This window comes from Micromonospora solifontis (assembly GCF_003725545.1).
In the GTDB taxonomy this organism is placed as follows: Bacteria; Actinomycetota; Actinomycetes; order Mycobacteriales; family Micromonosporaceae; genus Micromonospora; species Micromonospora solifontis.
This window is the reverse complement of record NZ_RJLN01000030.1, coordinates 37,290-56,420: the sequence shown is the minus strand read 5'-3', so window position 1 is coordinate 56,420 and position 19,131 is coordinate 37,290. Positions and strand designations below refer to the sequence as shown.

At 72.1% G+C, this 19,131-nt stretch carries 14 protein-coding genes; 10 read left to right on the top strand and 4 right to left on the bottom strand.

Going from position 1 to position 19,131, the window contains the following annotated elements:
* Positions 1-114 precede the first annotated feature (114 nt).
* From EFE23_RS13160 to EFE23_RS13140, 5 genes are all read left to right on the top strand, one after another.
* Positions 115-1,605: a glycosyltransferase family 39 protein gene (locus EFE23_RS13160; protein WP_199737053.1), complete on the top strand. Its 1,491-nt coding sequence runs from the start codon at positions 115-117 to the stop codon at positions 1,603-1,605.
* 70 nt (positions 1,606-1,675) lie between these two features.
* Positions 1,676-3,574, top strand: coding sequence for a glycosyltransferase family 2 protein (locus tag EFE23_RS13155; RefSeq protein ID WP_123241201.1), 1,899 nt, complete (start codon positions 1,676-1,678; stop codon positions 3,572-3,574).
* Positions 3,571-4,716 carry a glycoside hydrolase family 26 protein gene (locus EFE23_RS13150; RefSeq protein WP_233600965.1) on the top strand — a complete coding sequence of 382 codons (1,146 nt, stop codon included), beginning with the start codon at positions 3,571-3,573 and terminating at the stop codon, positions 4,714-4,716. Before EFE23_RS13155 ends, EFE23_RS13150 begins: the two co-directional genes overlap by 4 nt.
* 64 nt (positions 4,717-4,780) lie before the next feature.
* The gene (locus tag EFE23_RS13145; protein WP_123241199.1) at positions 4,781-5,779 is read left to right on the top strand and encodes an RNA polymerase subunit sigma-70; all 999 of its coding nucleotides are present in this window, start codon (positions 4,781-4,783) and stop codon (positions 5,777-5,779) included.
* Between the two features lie 10 nt (positions 5,780-5,789).
* Positions 5,790-6,209, top strand: a complete 420-nt coding sequence (locus EFE23_RS13140; protein WP_123241198.1) for a DUF6069 family protein — start codon at positions 5,790-5,792, stop codon at positions 6,207-6,209.
* Between the two features lie 182 nt (positions 6,210-6,391).
* Here EFE23_RS13140 and EFE23_RS13135 read toward each other — a convergent pair whose 3' ends face one another.
* The 3 genes from EFE23_RS13135 to EFE23_RS13125 form a co-directional block, all read right to left on the bottom strand.
* A complete protein-coding gene (locus EFE23_RS13135) occupies positions 6,392-7,825 on the bottom strand; it encodes an endo-1,4-beta-xylanase (RefSeq protein ID WP_123241197.1) in 1,434 nt (477 codons plus the stop codon).
* Between the two features lie 271 nt (positions 7,826-8,096).
* Positions 8,097-9,290 carry an endo-1,4-beta-xylanase gene (locus tag EFE23_RS13130; protein ID WP_123241196.1) on the bottom strand — a complete coding sequence of 398 codons (1,194 nt, stop codon included), beginning with the start codon at positions 9,288-9,290 and terminating at the stop codon, positions 8,097-8,099.
* A 185-nt stretch (positions 9,291-9,475) separates the two neighbouring features.
* On the bottom strand, positions 9,476-11,101 hold the full coding sequence (locus EFE23_RS13125) for a glycoside hydrolase family 43 protein (protein WP_123241195.1): 1,626 nt from the start codon (positions 11,099-11,101) through the stop codon (positions 9,476-9,478).
* 264 nt (positions 11,102-11,365) lie between these two features.
* Between EFE23_RS13125 and EFE23_RS13120 the strand changes: the two genes are divergently transcribed.
* Positions 11,366-12,424 (top strand): LacI family DNA-binding transcriptional regulator, encoded by a 1,059-nt coding sequence (locus tag EFE23_RS13120; RefSeq protein WP_123241194.1) that lies wholly within the window; start codon positions 11,366-11,368, stop codon positions 12,422-12,424.
* Between the two features lie 6 nt (positions 12,425-12,430).
* Here EFE23_RS13120 and EFE23_RS13115 read toward each other — a convergent pair whose 3' ends face one another.
* Positions 12,431-13,435 (bottom strand): LacI family DNA-binding transcriptional regulator, encoded by a 1,005-nt coding sequence (locus EFE23_RS13115; protein WP_123241193.1) that lies wholly within the window; start codon positions 13,433-13,435, stop codon positions 12,431-12,433.
* A gap of 266 nt (positions 13,436-13,701) precedes the next feature.
* On the opposite strand from EFE23_RS13115, the gene EFE23_RS13110 reads away from it, so the two are divergent.
* Genes EFE23_RS13110 through EFE23_RS13095 form a run of 4 tightly spaced genes read left to right on the top strand, consistent with a single transcriptional unit; the run spans position 13,702 to position 19,108 of the window.
* A complete protein-coding gene (locus tag EFE23_RS13110; RefSeq protein WP_233600964.1) occupies positions 13,702-14,886 on the top strand; it encodes an extracellular solute-binding protein in 1,185 nt (394 codons plus the stop codon).
* The gene (locus EFE23_RS13105; RefSeq protein ID WP_123241191.1) at positions 14,883-15,881 is read left to right on the top strand and encodes a carbohydrate ABC transporter permease; all 999 of its coding nucleotides are present in this window, start codon (positions 14,883-14,885) and stop codon (positions 15,879-15,881) included. Before EFE23_RS13110 ends, EFE23_RS13105 begins: the two co-directional genes overlap by 4 nt.
* Positions 15,878-16,744, top strand: a complete 867-nt coding sequence (locus EFE23_RS13100; RefSeq protein ID WP_123241213.1) for a carbohydrate ABC transporter permease — start codon at positions 15,878-15,880, stop codon at positions 16,742-16,744. The genes EFE23_RS13105 and EFE23_RS13100 overlap by 4 nt, the downstream gene beginning before the upstream one ends.
* A 39-nt stretch (positions 16,745-16,783) precedes the next feature.
* Positions 16,784-19,108, top strand: a complete 2,325-nt coding sequence (locus tag EFE23_RS13095) for a beta-xylosidase/alpha-l-arabinosidase (RefSeq protein WP_123241190.1) — start codon at positions 16,784-16,786, stop codon at positions 19,106-19,108.
* The last annotated feature ends 23 nt before the right edge of the window (positions 19,109-19,131 follow it).

Here is a 19,131-nt window from a genome sequence, read left to right as displayed (position 1 = left end):
TATGCCGGGCTGGGCTCATTAGGCTCCTCGGTGTCATCCAGTCGCCGACGACCTGGCGTCGCCTCCGCGCGGCTGGGCCTCTCTCGCCGCAGCCACGGAGATGCGTGAGTCACGATGAACGACGCGGACACCATGGTCCTGCCCCGGCTCGGGCCGGTGGGGGGCGGCCCCGAGGATCCCTGGGACGAGGACCTCCCCGCCGAACCCCGAGGCGAGCGCTGCCGCCCGGTGGCCGGCACCCCATGGATCGCCGCGTGGCTGGTGCCGGCCCTGGTGATGGGCGTCCTCGGCGCCGTCCGGGCCGGGGTGCCCGGCCTCGGGACCGAGGAACTGGCGACCTGGCGCGCCGCCACCGCGTCCTGGCGGGAGAACTGGTCGGCGCTCGGCTCGGCCGGCGGCACCGGCACCCCGTACCACCTGCTGATGCGGGCGTGGGCCGAGGCGTTCGGCAGTTCGGACCTCGCGCTGCGCGTACCGTCCGTGCTGGCCATGATCGCCGCCGCGGCACTGGTCGGCGCGGCGGCGGCCCGGGCGTTCACGCCCGGCACCGGCCTGCTGGCCGGCCTGATCTTCGCGCTCCTGCCGGCCTCGACCCGCTACGCGCAGGAGGCCCAGCCGTACGCGCTGGCCGTGCTCGGCGCGGCGCTCGCCACCTGGCTGCTGCTGCCGACCCTGGACCGCCCGACCCGGTGGCGCCTCGCGGCGTACGCCGGCGCCGTGGCCGTGCTGGGCCTCTGCCACGTCGCGGCGCTGCCGCTCCTCGCCGGCCACGGCTGGGCCGCGTACGCCTTCCGCCGCCCCTCGGCCGCCCGGTGGCTGGCGGCCGCGTCCGTGGGCGCGCTGCCCGCCGCCACGCTGCTCTGGCTCGTCCTGCGCGACGGCGGCCGGATCGCCCCCGCCGGCCGGCCCGACCTGACCGCGCTCGCCGCGACGCCGGCGGCGCTGTTCGGCGTCGCCGCGCTGGCCGGGGTGCTGTTCGTGCTGGCCCTGTTCAGCCTGCCGCTGCGGTACCCCGCGGCCGTCTTCACCGCCGGGGCGGCGGTGCCGCCGGTCGTCCTGCTGCTCGTCGCGCAGGCGACGCCGCTCTGGTCCCCGCAGGCGCTGCTGGTCACGCTGCCGGCCTGGGCGACCCTCGCCGCGGTCGCGCTGTCCCGGGTACGCACCCGCTGGTCGGTCGGCGTGCTGGCGGTGATCGCCCTGATCGGTGCCCCGGCGCAGGCCGCCGTGCGGGCGCCCGACGGGCACGGACCCGCCACCCGCCAGCTCGCCCGGATCGTCGAGGACCGCTGGGAACCCGGCGACCGCCTCGTCTACGACGCCGGCAGCGGCCCGGACGTGCGCAGCGTCCTGGCGCGCTACCTCCGCGCCGACCGGCGGCCGGCGGACGTCACCGCCGCGACCGTGCCGCCGACCGCCACCGGGTGCGTCGACGTCCCCCACTGCCGGCGACTCTGGGTGGTCCGCCCGGGGGAACGGGCCGACCCGCTGCCGCCCACCGACGGCCCGACCGGGCGGATGCTCCGGGTCGGCTACCGCGTGGCGCAGGTCTGGCGGCCGACCGGGTTCACGCTGGCCCTGCTGGTGGACGACCGCACGGCGCGCTGACCGTCACCGCATGACCTTTCTGTAGATCGTCCTGACCAGGCTCAGCAAGACTCGGACCCATGGGGGAAACGTGGCCGTCGCCGCCGATACACGCCTGTCCCGCGCCACGCCCGGGACCTCGGGCGACAGCGCTCCGCCGGTCCCGCCGGCCCCGCCGCCGCCCGGGCGGGAGGTGGAGCGCCGCCGGCGCAACGTCCGGGCCCGCCTCACGTACGCCGGCTGCGGCGCGACCGCCGGCCCGCTGACCGCGCCCGCGCGCGCGGACGCGGCGGTCGAGTTCCGGCACGTCGCCTCGCCCGCGGCCCGGCTGGTGCTCACCCTGCTCGTCCTGGTCAACAGCGCGGCCGGGCTGCTGTTCGTCGGCTGGCTGCTGCTTCCCCAGCACGTACCCGGCGTCGGCGGGAGCGCCCTCGGCGGCTGGCAGACCGTCGCCGCCCGGCTCGGCTTCTGCGTCGTCGTGGGGGTCGAGCTGATCCGCCTCGCGCAGAACGTGGTCGTCTGGATGTTCGCCTTCCACGCCCGCGACCCGGTCCCGGTCGACCCGCCGGTCGGCCTGCGGGTGGCCCTGCTCACCACGATCGTGCCCAGCAAGGAGCCGCTCGACGTGGTGGAACGGACCCTGCGCCGGCTGCGGCAGATCGTGTACTGCGGTCAGGTCGACGTCTGGATCCTCGACGAGGGCGACGACCCGGCGGTGCGGGAGATGGCCGCGCGGCTGGGTGTACGCCACTTCAGCCGCAAGGGCCGCCCGGAGTACAACCAGCCCGCCGGGGAGTTCCGGGCGCGGACCAAGTCCGGCAACCACAACGCCTGGCGGGCCGAGCACGAACGCCACTACGACGTGGTCGCCAACGTCGACCCGGACCACGTGCCGCTGCCGAACTTCCTCGAACGCACGCTGGGCTACTTCCGCGACCCGGACGTCGCCTTCGTGGTGACCCCCCAGGTGTACGGCAACATGCACCAGAACTTCGTCGCGCACGGCGCCTCCGTGCAGCAGTACCTCTACAACGGCCTCATCGCGCGCGGCGGGAACGGGCTGGACGCGCCGCTGCTCACCGGCACCGGGCACCTCTACCGGCCGGCGGCGTGGCAGACCATCGGCGGCTACCAGGACTCGATCATCGAGGACCACCTGACCAGCATCCGCGTCCACGCCGCCGTCAACCCGGGCACCGGCAACCGGTGGAAGGGCGTCTACACCCCCGACGTGGTCGCCATCGGCGAGGGCCCGACCTCGTGGGCGGACTACTTCAACCAGCAGAAACGCTGGGCCGCCGGGATCAGCGAGATCATCGTCCGTCCCGAGCTGCGCGCCCCCCGCGAGCTGCCGACCCGGCGGCGCTGGCAGTACCGGCTGCTGCAGTTCTACTACCCCAGCGTGGCGGTCAGCCTGCTGCTGGGCAACCTCGCCACGGCGATGTACCTGCTCACCGGCGTGAGCGCCGCGCAGCTCGACGGCACCGTGTGGTCCCTGCTGTGGGGCGCGACGTTCTGCACCTGGTTCGCGCTCTGGCTCTGGCTGCGCCGGTTCAACATCGCCCCCCACGAGCGGGAGGAGATCGGGATGGTCGGCATGGCGCTGGCCCTGTTCGCCGGTCCCGTCTACGTGGCCGCCGGGTTCGGTGCGCTGCTGCGCCGGAAACTGGGCTTCGTGGTGACGGCCAAGGGGAAGCTGCGCACCACCGAGTCGCTCGGCACGTTCCGGTTGCACCTGTGCTGGGCGGCCGCCGCCGCCGGGCTGCTCGGCGCCAGCTTCGTCCTGGGCGCCGACGCGCCCCTGCTACGGGTCTGGCCGGTGCTGACCCTGCTGACCGGTCTCGGCCCGCCACTGATCGCGCTCGGGACGAACCTGCGGGCCAGGCGCGAGGAACGCGCCGAGGCCGCCGCCCTGGTCGCCCGGGCGCGGGCCGGGGAACGACCGGCCCTGGCGGCGCGGGTGGCCGCGGACGGAGGTGCGCGGTGGTGAGGCTGACCCTGCCGCGCGTGGCGCTGGCGCTGATCGGCGTGCTGCTGCTGACGTACGCCTTCGCGGTGGCGCCGGCCACAGTGGCCGGCCGCCGGCAGGAGGCGCCGTCCAACCAGGTCGCGCAGGCCGGGCCGGAGGCGGTGACGCAGGCCGCGACGAGCGAGCCACCCCGGCCGGCGCCGCCCGTCTTCCCGCCCGCCGGCAAGGCGTTCATCGGGGTGATGACCGACAAGGGACCGTACGACTTCACCGCGGTGGACACCTTCACGGCGGCGGCCCGCCGCCAGCCGCAGGTCATGCTCTTCAGCGTCGGCTGGGCCGACTCCCCGTTCGACCGGACCCTCTTCGACCGGATCAGCGACCGCGGCATGCTCCCCATGCTGGGCTGGGAGCCGTGGGACCAACGGGTCGACGAGGCGGCCCGCAAGCGGAAGCTGGCCAACCGTGAGATCGACAAGATTCGGTCCAACCAGCCCCGCTACCGGCTGTCCCGGATCGCCCGCGGCGACTTCGACGACCACCTGCTGTCCTGGGCCGCGGGGATCAGATCGCTGGGCTACCCGGTGGCCATCCGGTTCGCCCACGAGATGAACGGCGACTGGTACCCGTGGTGCGGGGCGGCCAACGGCAATCGACCCGGTGACTACGTGAAGGCCTGGCGGCACGTGCACGACGTGTTCCGCGACGCCGGGGTGACCAACGTCGTCTGGGTGTGGAGCGCCAACGTCAGGTGGAGCGATTCGACCCCCGCGCTCGCCCCGCTCTACCCCGGCGACGACTACGTGGACTGGATCGGCATGACCGGCTACTACGGCAGCGGCGCCTTCTCGCAGTACTACTCCTTCGACGCGATCTTCAAGCGGACCGTCACCGAGATCCGCGCCTTCAGCCACAAACCGCTGGTGGTCACCGAGACCGGCGCCGCCGAGGTCAGCGGGCGCAAGGCGGACTGGATCCGGCAGGCCTTCCGGACGCTGCCCGGCTACCCGGACATCATCGGGCTGATCTGGTTCGAGGTGGACAAGGAACGGGACTGGCGCATCGTCAGCACGCCCGCCGCCGCGGCGGCGTTCGCCGAGGGAGTCGCCGATCCCCGGTACGACGTCACCTGGTCACCGGAGGCGGTCCCGCGCACCCGGTGATGAGTTGTCGCGCCCGCACCCGTCACACCTACAACGGGACACGACGAGGCGGAAGGATGACGTGATGAGTGCGGACACGCGGCTGGCGGAGCTGGGCGTGAGCGGTCTGGGTGAGGTCGACGAGTCGGCGTTCTCGGGCCTGGCGGAGCGGCACCGGCGGGAGCTGCACGTGCACTGCTACCGGATGCTGGGGTCGTTCGAGGACGCCGAGGACACCGTGCAGGAGACGTTCCTGCGCGCCTGGCGGCGACGGGAGACCTTCGCGGGGCGGTCGACGTTCCGGGCGTGGTTGTACCGGATCGCCACCAACGCCTGCCTGGACCTGCTCGCCAGGCGCCGCCCGGAGCCCGCGACGGGCGGCGAGGTGCGGTGGCTGCAGCCCTACCCGGACCGGCTGCTCGACGAGCTGCCCGCGGGCGACGCGGACGAGCCGGAGAGCATCGCCGTCGCGCGGGAGACGATCGAGCTGGCGTACCTGGTCGCGGTCCAGCACCTCGCGCCGCGCCCGCGGGCCGTGCTGATCCTGCGCGACGTGCTCGGCTGGCCGGCGAAGGACGTCGCGGAGCTGCTCGGGGACTCGGTCAACTCCGTGAACAGCGCGCTGCAGCGGGCCCGCGCCGGCATGCGGGAGCACCTGCCCGCCGAGCGGCAGGACTGGACCGGCGGCGAGGAGGACGCCGGAACGCGCGAGCTGGTGCGCCGCTTCACCGACGCCAGCGTGGCCACCGACATCCCCACGCTCGCCTCGATGCTGCGGGACGACGTCCGGTGCTCGATGCCGCCCACGCCGGGCCTGCACATCGGCCGCGACGCCGTGGTGAACGACTGGATCAACGACGGCTTCGACGGCATGACGGGTCTGCGCGCCGTCCCCACCGCCGTGAACCGGCAGCCCGCCGTCGCCTTCTACCACTGGCGGGAGCGCGAGGGCGCGTACCTGCCGCTGACGATCGACGTCCTGCGTGTCACCGGCGGGGCGATCACCGAGATCGTCATCTTCCACCACGACCAGTTCCCGCGGCTCGGGCTGCCGGAGCGACTGCCGGCGGACGGCACGGAGTAGGCCCGACGACATGAAGAGCATGAATGACACCCGGGTCGTCGCCGGCCCGGGGCTCGCCGTCACCGGCTTCATCGCCACGCTCGCAGCGATGGTGGCCACCACCCTCGCCGCCGCGCTTGCCCAGGCCGTTGGCGTCAACTTCGAGATCCCCGACGGGGGCGAGAGAATCCCGTTGCCCGGGTTCGCCGTGGTGACCGGCTTCTTCTCGGTCGTGGGCGTCGTCATCGCCGTCGTCCTTCTCCGGTGGAGCGCCCGCCCCGCCGAGCGATTCGTGTGGGTGGCGGTGTCACTGACCGCGCTCTCGTTGGTCCCGCCCCTCCTCTCCGGGGCAGACACCGCCACCACCACCGCCCTGCTCGGGCTGCACCTCGTCCCTGCCACGGTGATGATCCCCAGCCTGGCGTGGAGCCTGCGCAGCCGGACCGATTGACGCCGGCCCGGGCATCAAGGTCCGACCGTCATGTCGCTACGACATGAACATGTCGTAGCGACATGTCCGTCTCAAGGGCAGCCCGGGCCGGGTCGGCCCGCCTCGGTCGCGTACCCGGGGCTGACCGGGACGCGGACCGGCCGGTGGCCCGGCGTGGAGGTTCCACGCCGGGCCACCGCCGGTCAGTTGGCGGTGCAGGTGGCGGTGCCGGACGGGCCGGTGCCGACGCCCTGGAAGCCGAAGTCCGTGTACCCGCCGGGGGCGATCCGCACGTTGTAGTCGACGTTGCGGAAGGTCACCGTGCCGGTGGTGGCGCTGGGCTGGGCGCTCCAGGTGTTGGTGATGGAGGCGCCGGCCGGGAGGGTCAGCGTGACGCTCCAGCCGTTGGCGCCGGCGGCGCCGGCGGTGACGCGGACGCTGGTGACGAAGCCACCCTCCCACTGGTTCAGCGTCAGCGTCGCCGTGCAGCCGTTGCCAGTGGGCGGCGGCGTGGTCGGCGGCGCGGTCGTCGGGGGCGGAGTCGTCGGGGGAGCGGTCGTCGGGGGCGCGGTGGTGGGCGGCGGGGTGGTGCCGCCGGCGTTCAGAGCGTCCAGCACCGCCGTGTACGCGGGCTTCTTGTTGCCGTTGCCGTCGAACAGCAGCGGCGTGCCGCTGGACCGCCAGGAGTCGCTGTCGCGGATGCCCCAGACGGTGATGCCGTTGCAGCGGGACACGGCCAGGCAGTCCTTGACGACGTTGCCGTAGGTGGTGGCCTGGGTGGTGCCGGAGCCCTCGATGTCGAGCTCGGTGATCTGCACGTCGACACCGAGGGCGGCGAAGTTCTGCAGCGTGGTGCGGTAGTTGCTCGGGTACGGCGAGCCGCTGTTGAAGTGCGACTGGAAGCCGACGCAGTCGATCGGCACGCCACGCGCCTTGAAGTCCTTGACCATGTTGTACACGGCCTGCGTCTTCGCCCAGGTCCAGTTGTCGGTGTTGTAGTCGTTGTAGCAGAGCTTGGCGCCCGGGTCGGCGGCCCGCGCGGTGCGGAACGCCACCTCGATCCAGTCATCCCCGGTGCGCTGCAGGTTTGAGTCGCGGCGGACGCCACCGCTGTCGGCGAACGCCTCGTTCACCACGTCCCAGGCGTAGATCTTGCCCCGGTAGTAGGTGGCGACCTGGGTGATGTGGTTGACCATCGCCTGGCGCAGCGCGCTGCCGGACAGGTTCTGCGCCCAGCCGGGCTGCTGCGAGTGCCAGGCCAGCGCGTGCCCCCGCACCCGCATCCCGTTGGCCTGGGCGTGGTTGACGATCCGGTCGGCACTGCTGAAGCTGAACTGGCCCTGGGACGGCTCGGTGGCGTCCCACTTCATCTCGTTCTCGGGCGTGACCATGTTGAACTCGCGGTTCAGGATGCCGACGTACTGGCTGTCGGACAGCTTGTACGCGGCCACCGCGGTGCCGAAGTAGCGCCCCTGCTCAGCAGCCGACGCCCCGAGAGTGGTCCCGGCGCTGGCGCTGGTGGCGACGACCACCGTCGTCGCGATCATCGCCACGCCGGCCACCGCCGACAGCAGCGCCGTACGCGGTCCGGGCCGGGCGTTCGGGCTCCCGCTGCCGCGGGCGAGCACCTTGTCCATCAGAAGCCTTTCCATGGGTGGTGGATGAGGAGCCCGCTCCGCCGACTGCCCACCACGGTGGTCGGCTCGCCGCGCGGCCGCCCGGAGGCCGCGGATCGGACGGAGTCCACCGTGAGTCGATCGGAGCGCCGCTCCCGCAGGGAGCGGCTCCATTCGCGGGTGTCATTGTCCGTACACCCCTGCGGCAACGTCAACAACTTCCGGAAATTTCCCGGAGCATGACGGCGGGGCCGGTCCGCGGACCGGCCCCGCCGTCATCGGGTGGGCGCGCCTACCGGCGCGGCTGCTGCGGCACGCGCGGCAGCACGAAGGGCGGTCCGGAGTAGATCAGGTCTGCCTTCAGCTCCTGGTACGCCCGCTTGGGCTGGTAGTTCTCGTCGTACACGGTGGCCAGTCCCTCGGGCGGGTCCTTGAACCAGCCCGGCACCCAGGAGTGCTTGTCGTCGAAGCCCCAGAGCGTGAACGACAGGCAGTGCGGCGAGGACAGGCAGGCCCGCAGCAGCACGCTGAAGTTCGCCGCCGACGCCTGCAGCCTCGGGTTGATCTCGGCGGAGTCGCCGGCCTGGACGCCCTCGGTGAGCTGGCTGCGAACGTCGACCTCGGTGAACGCGGTCGCCAGCCCCAGGCCCGCGAACTTCTTGAGCGCCGCGGCCACCTGGAAGGTGTCGTAGTTGCCGTACTGCGTGCCCAGGTGGCCCTGGCTGCCGATCCCGTCGATCGGCACGCCCTTGGCCCGCAGGTCCCGGGCCATCTCGTAGACGAACTGGGTCTTGTCGTTCGCCGGGTCACCGGAGCCGAAGGCCTCGATGTTGTAGTCGTTGTAGAACAGCAGCGCCTTCGGGTCGGCGGCACGCGCCCAGCGGAACGCGTCGGCGACGTAGCCCGACCCCAGGTGCTCGGCCCAGAAGCCCTTGTAGTGCAGGGTGGACGGGGTGTCCCAGGGGTCGCTGACCGCCTCGTTGACCACGTCCCACTGCCAGATCCGGCCCTTGAAGTGGGTGACCACGGCGGTGATGTGGTCGCGCAGGATCTGGCGCAGCTCGGTGTTGCTGATCGAGCCGTCGGCCACCCCGGCGGTCAGCCAGGCCGGCAGCTGGTTGTGCCAGACCAGCACGTGCCCGCGTACGCGCTGGTGGTGCTGCCGGGCGAAGTCGACCAGCTCGTCGGCCGGCCCCCAGTTGTAGCTGCCCCGGGTGGGCTCCAGGCTCTCCCACTTCATCGCGTTCTCGGCGGTGACGGTGGAGAACTCGGACCCGGCCAGCTCGCGGTAGCGGGGGTCGGTGGCGTCGTTCAGGGCGGCCATGTCGACGGCGGTGCCCACGTAGAGGCCGTGCCGCATGGCCAGGTCGCGCAGGCTCTGGCTGGTGGGATCGTACGGCCGGCCCGCGCTGGCGGGGGCGACGTTCAGGGCGGCGAGGGTCGCGACGGCGACCGCGCCGGCGGCTATCCAGCGTCTCAGTTTCATGGGGGATTCCTTCCGGGAAGCGGGTCGGCCCGGGGGTCGACGGCGGTGGTGGTCAGGAGGCCGTGGACGCGGGGTGGGCCGGGTGTCCACCCGGCCCGCGGCCCCCGAAACTTCCGAAGGTATTTCCGCAAGTAGCCCGAGAGATTACGGAGGTCGATGTCGCCCGTCAACCGTCGGCGAGCCGGTCAGTCCTCCCGGTAGGTGGCCTCGTCGAAGTCGGCGTAGACGCCGTCGCCGCCGAGGTCCTGCACCCACAGGCCGAGGAAGGCGCCGGTGAAGCCCCAGGCCGCCGGTTCGCCGTCGACGACGAGCGCGGCGTGCTCGTCGGAGAGGATCGTCGCGTCCAGGTCCACCGGCAGCTCCCGCCAGCCGGCGCCGAGGTCGTACCCGAAGCGCACCACCGGCCCGTCGAACCGCGCGCGCAGGCCGACCCGGACGGCGTCGCCGACGTCGACGGTGAGCTCCGGGTGGGCGGTCCGTCGCCCCTGGTCGCAGCTGAGCAGCTCCAGCACCGCCCGGCCGTCGTCGGCCCGGGTCAGGTAGAGGTAGTGCCAGTTGAGGGTGTTGTAGTACGCGGTCAGCCCGGCCAGCTGCCGGTGATCGACGGGGTCGAACTCGACCACGGTCTCCAGCGCGCACCGCTCGGCGCCCACCCGCCGCCCGACCAGGCTGGGGGTCTGCTTGCCGACCGGCGACTGTCCCCCGTGGATGCGCAGGTGCGACGGGCGGGCCTCGAGGTCGAGCCACTCCGGGCCGGCCGGGCGGCGCAGCGTCGACCAGCAGGCCGCCAGCCGCGGGGAGTCGAAGTGGTCGGTCGCCGGCTCGTCCGGCCAGGGGTGTGCGGGCAGGTCCGGCGCGGCGATGGTGTCGGCGGGCACGCCGCCGGCGATCTGTGGCCACTGCCCGGCGGGCCAGTCGACCCGCTGGATCGCGGTCTCCCGGCCGAGCACGCATCTGCCCAGCGGCGAGTACGGGCGCGCCACCAGGTGGGCCAGGTACCAGTCGCCGCGCTGGGTCTGCACCAGGCAGCCGTGGCCGGCCTTCTGCAGGCGCAGGTCGGGGCGGCCCGCGGAGGTGAGCAGCGGGCCGGACGGGTCGGCCAGGTACGGGCCGAACAGGTGCCGGGAGCGGGCGACGGTGACCTGGTGCTCCCAGCTGGTGCCCCCCTCCGCCGTGACCAGCCAGTACCAGCCGTCCCGCCGGTACAGGTGCGGCCCCTCGGTCAGGCCGGCGGCGGTGCCGTGGAAGATGATCCGCGCCTCGCCGACCAGCTGGCGCCGCTCGCGGTCGTAGCGCTGGATCTCGATGCCGCCGAAGCGGTCCCGCCCCGGCCGCCAGTCGGCGCTCATGCTCAGCAGCCAGGTGCTGCCGTCGGTGTCGTGGAACAGCGCGGCGTCGAAGCCGTGCGAGTGCAGCTTCACGGGATCGGACCACGGCCCGCTGATGTCCGGGGCGGTGACCAGGTAGTTCTGCGGGTCCCAGTAGCCGCTGGCGAAGCTGGCGACGTCGCTGTAGACCAGGTGGAACAGCCCGTCGTGGTACGTCAGGTCGGGCGCCCACACCCCGTTGGAGTCGCCGCAGCCACGCAGGTCCAGCAGCCGGCGGTCGGTGATGATCCCGCCGACCGCGCGCCAGTGGACGAGGTCGCGCGAGTGGTGCACGCGGACCCCGGGATACCACTCGAAGGTCGAGGTGGCCAGGTAGTAGTCGTCACCCACGCGCAGGATCGAGGGATCCGGGTGGAACCCGGTGAGAACCGGGTTGCGGATCGACCGGGCGGTCGTGGCCACGTCTGCGATCTCCGTCGACATGTACGGCTCCTTGGGGGGTCGGTCCTCCGCCGAGTTTCCGGAAGTTCTTCGTCGGAAGTTCCAGGATTTCCGCTCACCGTAACGGCTCGCGGCGACGGGCGACAGAGCCTTGACCCTGGCGGGAGCGCGTCGTAACGTACCCGCCAGCACGTCGAAACATGTCGGCACCTCGATGAAAATTCCGGCATCAGCGCTCGCGGATCCGCCGCCGGCCGGCCCGGGGAACCTGCCGGTGCGCGCCTCAGCGATGTCGAAAGGGCCCCCGTGACCTCGGACAATTCCCGGAAAGTCACCATCGCGGCGATCGCCCGCCTGGCCGGCGTTTCGGTTCCGACCGTCTCGCGGGTCATCAACGGCCGCTCCGACGTCTCACCCCAGACCCGGGAACGGGTCGAGGAGCTGCTGACCCGGCACGGTTACCGTCGCCGCCCGCCGAGCATGCGGGCCAGCTCGGGCCTGGTCGACCTGGTCTTCAACGACCTGGACAGCCCCTGGGCGGTCGAGATCATCCGGGGTGTCGAGGACGTCGCGCACGCGGCCGGCATCGGCACCGTGGTGTCCGCGATCCACTGGCGCAGCTCCTCGGCCAGGCAGTGGCTGCACAACATGCGCATGCGGTCCACCGAAGGGGTCATCTTCGTGACCTCCACCCTGGAGCCGCCGCTGCAGGCCGAGCTGCGCCGCCTCAACATCCCCGTCGTCATCGTCGACCCTGCCGGGGTGCCGCCGCAGGAGGCGCCCACGATCGGCGCGACCAACTGGGTGGGCAGCCTGCGCGCCACCGAGTACCTGCTCGGCCTCGGCCACCGCCGGATCGGCTTCATCGCCGGGCCGCCGCAGCTGATGTGCAGCCGGGCGCGCCTCGACGGCTACCGGGCCGCGCTGGAGGCCGCCGGCCTCGGCGTCGACGACAGGCTGATCTGCCAGGGCAACTTCTATCACGAGGCCGGGTTCGCCGGCGGCAACCACCTGCTCGGCATGGCCGACCCGGCCACCGCCATCATCGCCTCCAGCGACCAGATGGCCCTCGGCGTCTACGAGGCCGTCCGGCGACGCGGTCTGCGGGTGCCGGACGACGTCAGCGTCGTCGGCTTCGACGACCTGCCGGAGGTCCGCTGGTGCTCCCCGCCGCTGACCACCGTCCGGCAACCCCTGGCCGAGATGGGCATGCTCGCCGCCCGCACGGTCCTGCGCCTGGCTCAGGGCGAGCGGATCGAGAGCCCACGGGTGGAACTCGCCACCGAACTCGTCGTGCGCGACAGCGCCGCCCCCTGGCCGCCCCGGGACGCCGCGGGGACGCCGACCGCGCCGCCGGCCGGTTGAGGCGGGTCAGCGATGGGGGCGACAGGACGAACGGATGACCAACTCGGTGGGGAGCCGGATGTGCGTGTTGCCTTCGACGCCGCCGATCAGGTCGATGAGCAGGCGCAGCGCCTCGGCGCCCATGCGTTGGATCGGCTGCCTGATGGTCGTCAGCGGCGGGTCGACCAGCGCGGACTCCGGGACGTTGTCGAAGCCGATCACCGACAGGTCGTCCGGCACGGTGAGGCCCATACCGCGGGCGACGTCCATCGTGGAGATCGCCGAGAGGTCGTTTCCGGCGAAGATCGCGGTCGGCCGGTCGGGGAGTGCCAGCAGTTCCGCGGCGGTGCCGGCGGCGCTCTCGACCCGGAACCCGCCGACGCGGACGAGCCGCTCGTCCACCGGCACACCGGCGTCGGCCATCGCCTTGCGGAAGCCGGCCTCGCGCAGCCGGGCCGACTCCAGGTCGGCGCGTCCGCTGATGTGCCCGATCCGCCGGTGACCGAGGGACAGCAGGTAGTTGGTCGCCAGCACGGCGCCGGCGAAGTTGTCCGAGTCGACGGTGGGCAGGCCGGACGGGCCGGTGTGGGGGTCGACCGCCACGACGTGGAAGCCGTGCTTGGTCTCGACCACGGTCGGCGTGACGATCACGGCGCCGTCGATGAGGGTGCCGGACAGCCGGGCCAGCGAGCGCCGTTCCCACCCTATGGCGGCGCCCTCGCCGTCGCCGCTGGAGTACGCCAGCAGCTGGTATCCGCTGCCGGCCACCTCCCGGGACGCCCCCTTGAGCAGCTCGGTCGAGAACGGCTCGAACTCGGCGACCAGGATCCCCAGCACGTTCGTGCGGTGGCTGCGCAGGCTCTGCGCCCCCAGGCTCGCCTCGTAGCCCAACTCGTGGATGACCTGCTGGACGCGCTCGACGGTCGCCTGGGCGACGCCGTACCGCCCATTGACTACCTTCGATACCGTGGCGACCGAGACGCCGGCGGTACGTGCCACATCCGACATCTTGACGCGCTCCGGGAACACCACGCAGACGATGATAGAGCCGCCGCGCGGCCCCCGTCACGAGCGATTCGAAAACGTTATCGATACCGATTGACACCAAGTTACGTGGCTGTAAAACTCCCCCGCAGGCCGAGTACCGCGACTGACTAGTCGAGGAGAAATCTATGGCGACGAAGCGCCGTGCAGGTGCCGCCCTGGCACTGCTTATGACAAGTGCTCTCGTTGTCGCTGGGTGCAACAGCGGCGGCGACGACGAGGCTTCCCCCCAGAGCGAGCTGTACAAGAACCCGGTGACCCTCACCTGGTGGCACAACGCCAACCAGGACGGGCCCGGCAAGACCTACTGGGAGAAGGTCGCCAAGGACTTCTCCACCGCCCACCCGACCGTCAAGATCGAGATCGAGGCGATCGAGACCAACCAGCTCCAGCGCACCCGGATCCCCGCCGCGCTGCTGAGCAACGACCCGCCGGACATCTTCATGACCTGGGGTGGTGGCGAGCTGCGCGATCAGGTCGAGGCCGACTACCTCAAGGACATCACCGACCAGGTCAAGACCGAGGTCGCCAACATCGGCAGCGCGGCCGAGATCTGGCAGGTGGACGGCAAGCAGTACGGCCTGCCGTTCCGGATGGGCATCGAGGGCATCTGGTACAACAAGGACATGTTCGCCCAGGCGGGCATCACCGCGCCGCCGGCCACCTTCGAAGAGCTCAACGCCGCCGTCACCAAGCTCAAGGCCATCAACGTCATCCCGATCGCCGTGGGCGCCGGTGACAAGTGGCCCGCCGCGCACTGGTGGTACAACTTCGCGCTGCGCGACTGCTCGGTCGACACCCTGAAGAAGGCGACCACCGACAAGGTCTTCGACGACCCGTGCTTCGTGAAGGCCGGCCAGGACCTGAAGGCCTTCATCGACACCAAGCCGTTCCAGAACAACTTCATCGCCACGCCGGGCCAGAACGACCCGACCAGCGCCAACGGCCTGCTCGCCAACGGCAAGGCCGCGATGGAGCTGATGGGCGACTGGAACCGCGGCACGCTGGACACCGTCGCCACGGACAAGGCGAAGCTCGCCAAGTTCCTCGGCTGGTTCCCGGTGCCGGCGATCTCCGGTTCCGCCGGTGACCCCAAGGCCGCCCTCGGCGGCGGTGACGGGTTCGCCTGTGCCAAGAACGCCCCGGCCGAGTGCGTCGAGTTCCTCAAGTACATCGCCAGCCCCGAGGTGCAGAAGGGCTACGCCGAGACCGGCACCGGCCTGCCCGTGGCGAAGGGCGCGGAGGCCGGCATCAAGGACCCGGCCCTGAAGTCCATCCTGGAGGCCACGTCTCAGGCCAGTTACGTGCAACTCTGGCTGGACACCGCCTACGGCAGCACCATCGGCACCGCGATGAACGACGGGATCGTCGGCATCTTCTCGGGCAAGGGCACGCCCGAGCAGGTCGTCGAGCGGATGAAGGCAGCCGCGAGCAAGTGACCTCCACCGACCAGACCCGGTTCCCCGCCGGCGGCGTCTCGACGCCGCCGGCGGGTCACCGGCCCGCCGGGCGCCCATCCTCCCGGCGGGCCGAGACCCGCCGCAAGTGGTACGAGATCGTCGGGCTCACCACGCCGGCGATCGTCGTGTACGTGATGTTCGTGCTGGTGCCCATGGGCTTCGCGGTCTACTACAGCCTCTATCGCTGGCGCGGCGTCGGGCCGCCCACCGACTACGTCGGCCTGAGGAACTACACCCTGGCCTTCCAGGACCCGATCTTCCTCGACGCGCTGCGCAACAACGCGATCATCGTGTTCGGGTCGCTGTTGATCCAGGGCCCCGTCGCCCTTGGCATCGCCCTGCTGCTCAACCGCCGCTTCCGCGGGCGCGCCGTGTTCCGCCTGCTGGTGTTCGTGCCCTACGTGCTCGCCGAGGTCACCGTCGGCATCATGTGGAAGCTGATCCTGGTCGAGAACGGCACCTTCGACGCGCTGCTGAAGTCCCTGGGGCTCGGCGGCCTGGTCCAGGCCTGGCTCGCGGACCTGGACGTCGTCATCTGGACCCTGCTGTTCGTCCTCACCTGGAAGTACGTCGGCTTCGCCATCATCCTCCTGCTCGCCGGGTTGTCCAACGTGCCGCACGAGCTGACCGAGGCCGCCGCCATCGACGGCGCGAGCTGGTGGCAGACCCAGCGGCACGTCACCCTCCCGCTGCTCGGCCCGACCATCCGGATCTGGGCGTTCCTGTCGATGATCGGCTCGCTGCAGGTCTTCGACGTGATCTGGGTGACCTCGGTGCCCGCGGTGCGCTCGCTCGGGGCATCGGGCACCATGGCGACCTACATGGTGGACAACGGGTTCTTCGCCCGGCTGTGGGGCTACGGCAACGCGGTGGCCGTCATCCTCTTCGTCATCTCGTTCGTCGCGGCGCTGCTGTTCCAGCGCTTCATCCTGCGCCGGGACATCGAGGGCGCCATCACCCGGAGGGCGAACTGATCGTGGCCACCAACCCCGTCCTCTCCCCGTCCACCGGGCGCCGTCCGGCGACCTGGGGCACCCCGCTCACCTACGCGCTGGCGCTCGCCATCGCGGCCGTCTCGATCGCCCCGATCCTCTACGTGATCATCGGCGGCTTCCGGACCACTCCCCAGATCGTCGCGGATCCCGGCGGCCTGCCCGATCCGTGGGTCTGGGACAACTACGCCCGGGTGCTGAGCCGGAGCAACTTCTGGCAGCAGGCGTTCAACAGTGGAGTGATCGCCCTCGGCACCACCCTCGGCGTCGTGGTGCTCGGGATGGCCGCCGCGTTCGTGCTGGCCCGCTACACCTTCCGGGGGCGTGAGGCGCTCTACACCTTCTTCACCGTCGGCCTGCTCTTCCCGGCCGGTGCGGCGATCCTGCCGCTCTACCTGATGCTGCGCGACCTGAGCCTGATCAACTCCTACTACGCCGTGATCCTCCCGCAGGTCGCCTTCCAGTTGCCGCTGACGATCGTGATCCTGCGGCCGTTCCTGTCCGCCATCCCTCGCGAGTTGGAGGACGCGGCCGCGATCGACGGCGCGGGCCGGCTCGGCTTCCTCTGGCGCATCGCGCTGCCCCTGTCGCGGCCCGCGCTGGTCACCGTCGGCGTGCTCGCGTTCGTGGCCAGCTGGAACGCGTTCCTGCTGCCGCTGCTCGTCCTCGGCGACGTCAACCTGCACACCCTGCCGCTCGGGGTGCAGAGCTTCTCGAGCCAGTACTCCACCGACACCGCGGGCGTCCTCGCCTTCACCTCACTGGCGATGCTGCCGGCCCTGCTCTTCTTCACGCTCGCGGAGAAGCAGATCGTCGGCGGCCTGCAGGGTGCGGTCAAGGGCTGAGCGGCAGCGCAACGAGCACAACCAGATGAAAGGCACAGCATGACTGAGGTCCACGCGGCGGTGGGCGGGCCGGTACCGGCTCAGGCAGGTCCGGACCACGACCGACCGGACGGACACGACGGCGAGGCACGCGTACGCGAGCTGCTCGGCCGGATGACGATCGAGGAGAAGATCGCGCAGCTCGTCGGCTTCTGGGAGAAGGAGGACGGCGAGGCGGTCGCACCACTGCAGGGGGAGTTCGGCGACGCCGTCAAGCTCGAGGACTTCTCCCGGCACGGCCTCGGCCACCTCACCCGGGCCTACGGCACCCGCCCCGTGGACGTGGCGGCGCGGGCGTCCTGGCTGTGGAAGTTCCAGCGGGACCTGGTCACGGGCACCCGGCTCGGCATCCCGGCGATCGTCCACGAGGAGTGCCTCACCGGGCTGTCGGCATGGAAGGCGGCCACTTTCCCCACCCCGCTGGCCTGGGGTGCCGCGTTCGACCCCGAGCTGGTCACCGAGATGGCCGCGGCGATCGGGGCCTCGATGCGGGCCCTGGGCATCCACCAGGGGCTCTCGCCGGTGCTCGACGTGATCCGCGACCCGCGCTGGGGCCGGGTCGACGAGTGCATCTCCGAGGACCCGTACCTGGTCGGCACCGTCGGCACGTCGTACGTGCGCGGCCTGCAGTCGCAGGGGGTGCACGCCACCCTGAAGCACTTCGCCGGCTACTCCGCCTCGCGCGCCGGGCGCAACTTCGGTCCGGTGCACGCCGGCCCCCGGGAGCTGGCCGACGTGCTGCTCATCCCGTTCGAGATGGCGATCCTCGACGGCGACGCGCGCTGCGTCATGCACTCGTACGCCGAGGTCGACGGGGTGCCCGTCGCCGCCGACCCGACGATGCTGACCGGCGTGCTGCGCGACCGGTGGGGCTTCGACGGCACCGTCGTGGCCGACTACTACGGGGTCGCCTTCCTCAACCTGCTGCACCACGTGGCGGCCGACCACGCCGAGGCGGCCGGGCAGGCGCTGACCGCCGGGGTCGACGTCGAGCTTCCGACCGGCGACGCCTACCTGACCCTGCGGGACACCGTGCGGGCGGGCAAGCTCGACGAGGCGCTCATCGACCGGGCGGTGCTGCGGGTACTGCGGCAGAAGCGGGACCTCGGCCTGCTCGACGCGACCTTCACCGACGAGCCGCCCCAGGAGGTCGACCTCGACTCGCCGGAGCACCGGTCGATCGCCCGCCGGCTCGCCGAGGAGTCGATCGTCCTGGTCGCCAACCGGGACGCGCTGCCGCTGGCGGCGGGACGACGGGTGGCGGTCATCGGCCCGAACGCCGACCGGCAGGGCGCGCTCTTCGGGTGCTACTCGTTCCTCAACCACGTGCTCGTCCAGCATCCGGGCGTCGAGGCCGGCATCGAGGTGCCGACGGTGCTCGACGCGCTGCGGGTCGAGTTCGGGGCCGATCTCGTCACCTCGGCGCGCGGCTGCGACGTGGACACCGACGACCGGTCCGGCTTCGCCGAGGCCGTCGCCACGGCGGCCGCCGCGGAGGTCGCCGTCCTGGTCGTCGGCGACCACGCCGGCCTCTTCGGGCGGGGCACCGTCGGCGAGGGCTGCGACCGGGACGACCTGGAGCTGCCCGGCGTCCAGCGCGAACTCGTCGAGGCGGTGCTGGCGACGGGTACGCCGGTCGTCCTCGTGCTGGTCACCGGCCGGCCGTACGCGGTCGGCTGGGCGCTGGCGCGCTGCGCGGCGGTGGTGCAGGCGTTCTTTCCCGGCGAGGAGGGCGCGGGGGCGATCGCGGGAGTGCTCTCCGGGCGGGTCAACCCGTCGGGCAGGCTGCCGGTCACCCTGCCCGGGCCGGCCGGCGCGCAGCCGTACTCCTACCTGCACCCCACCCTCGGCGCGGGCAGCGAGGTGACCAACCTGCCGGCGACGCCGGTGGCGCCGTTCGGGCACGGACTGTCCTACACGACGTTCGCGTACGCCGACCTCACGGTGCCCGCCACCGTGCCGACCGACGGGGCGCTGCGCGTGACCGTGCGCGTGACGAACACCGGCGCCGTCGCCGGCGACGACGTGGTCCAGCTCTACGGCCGCGACCCGGTGGCCTCGGTGACCCGGCCGGTGGCGCAGCTGCTCGGATACCGGCGGGTCCACCTCGAACCGGGCCGGTCCGTCACGGTCGAGCTGACGGTCCCCACCACCCGGCTGGCCTTCTCCGACCGCACGCTCACCCGGGTCGTGGAGCCCGGCGACGTCGAACTCTGGGTCGGCACGAGCGCGCGGCGGGACACGCAGGCGGTGACCACACTGGTCGGTGACACCGTCCCGGTCACCAACGCCTCCCCGCGCTGGACCACCACCGAGATCCGCTGAGGTCGCCCGCCGGTCGTCCCGAC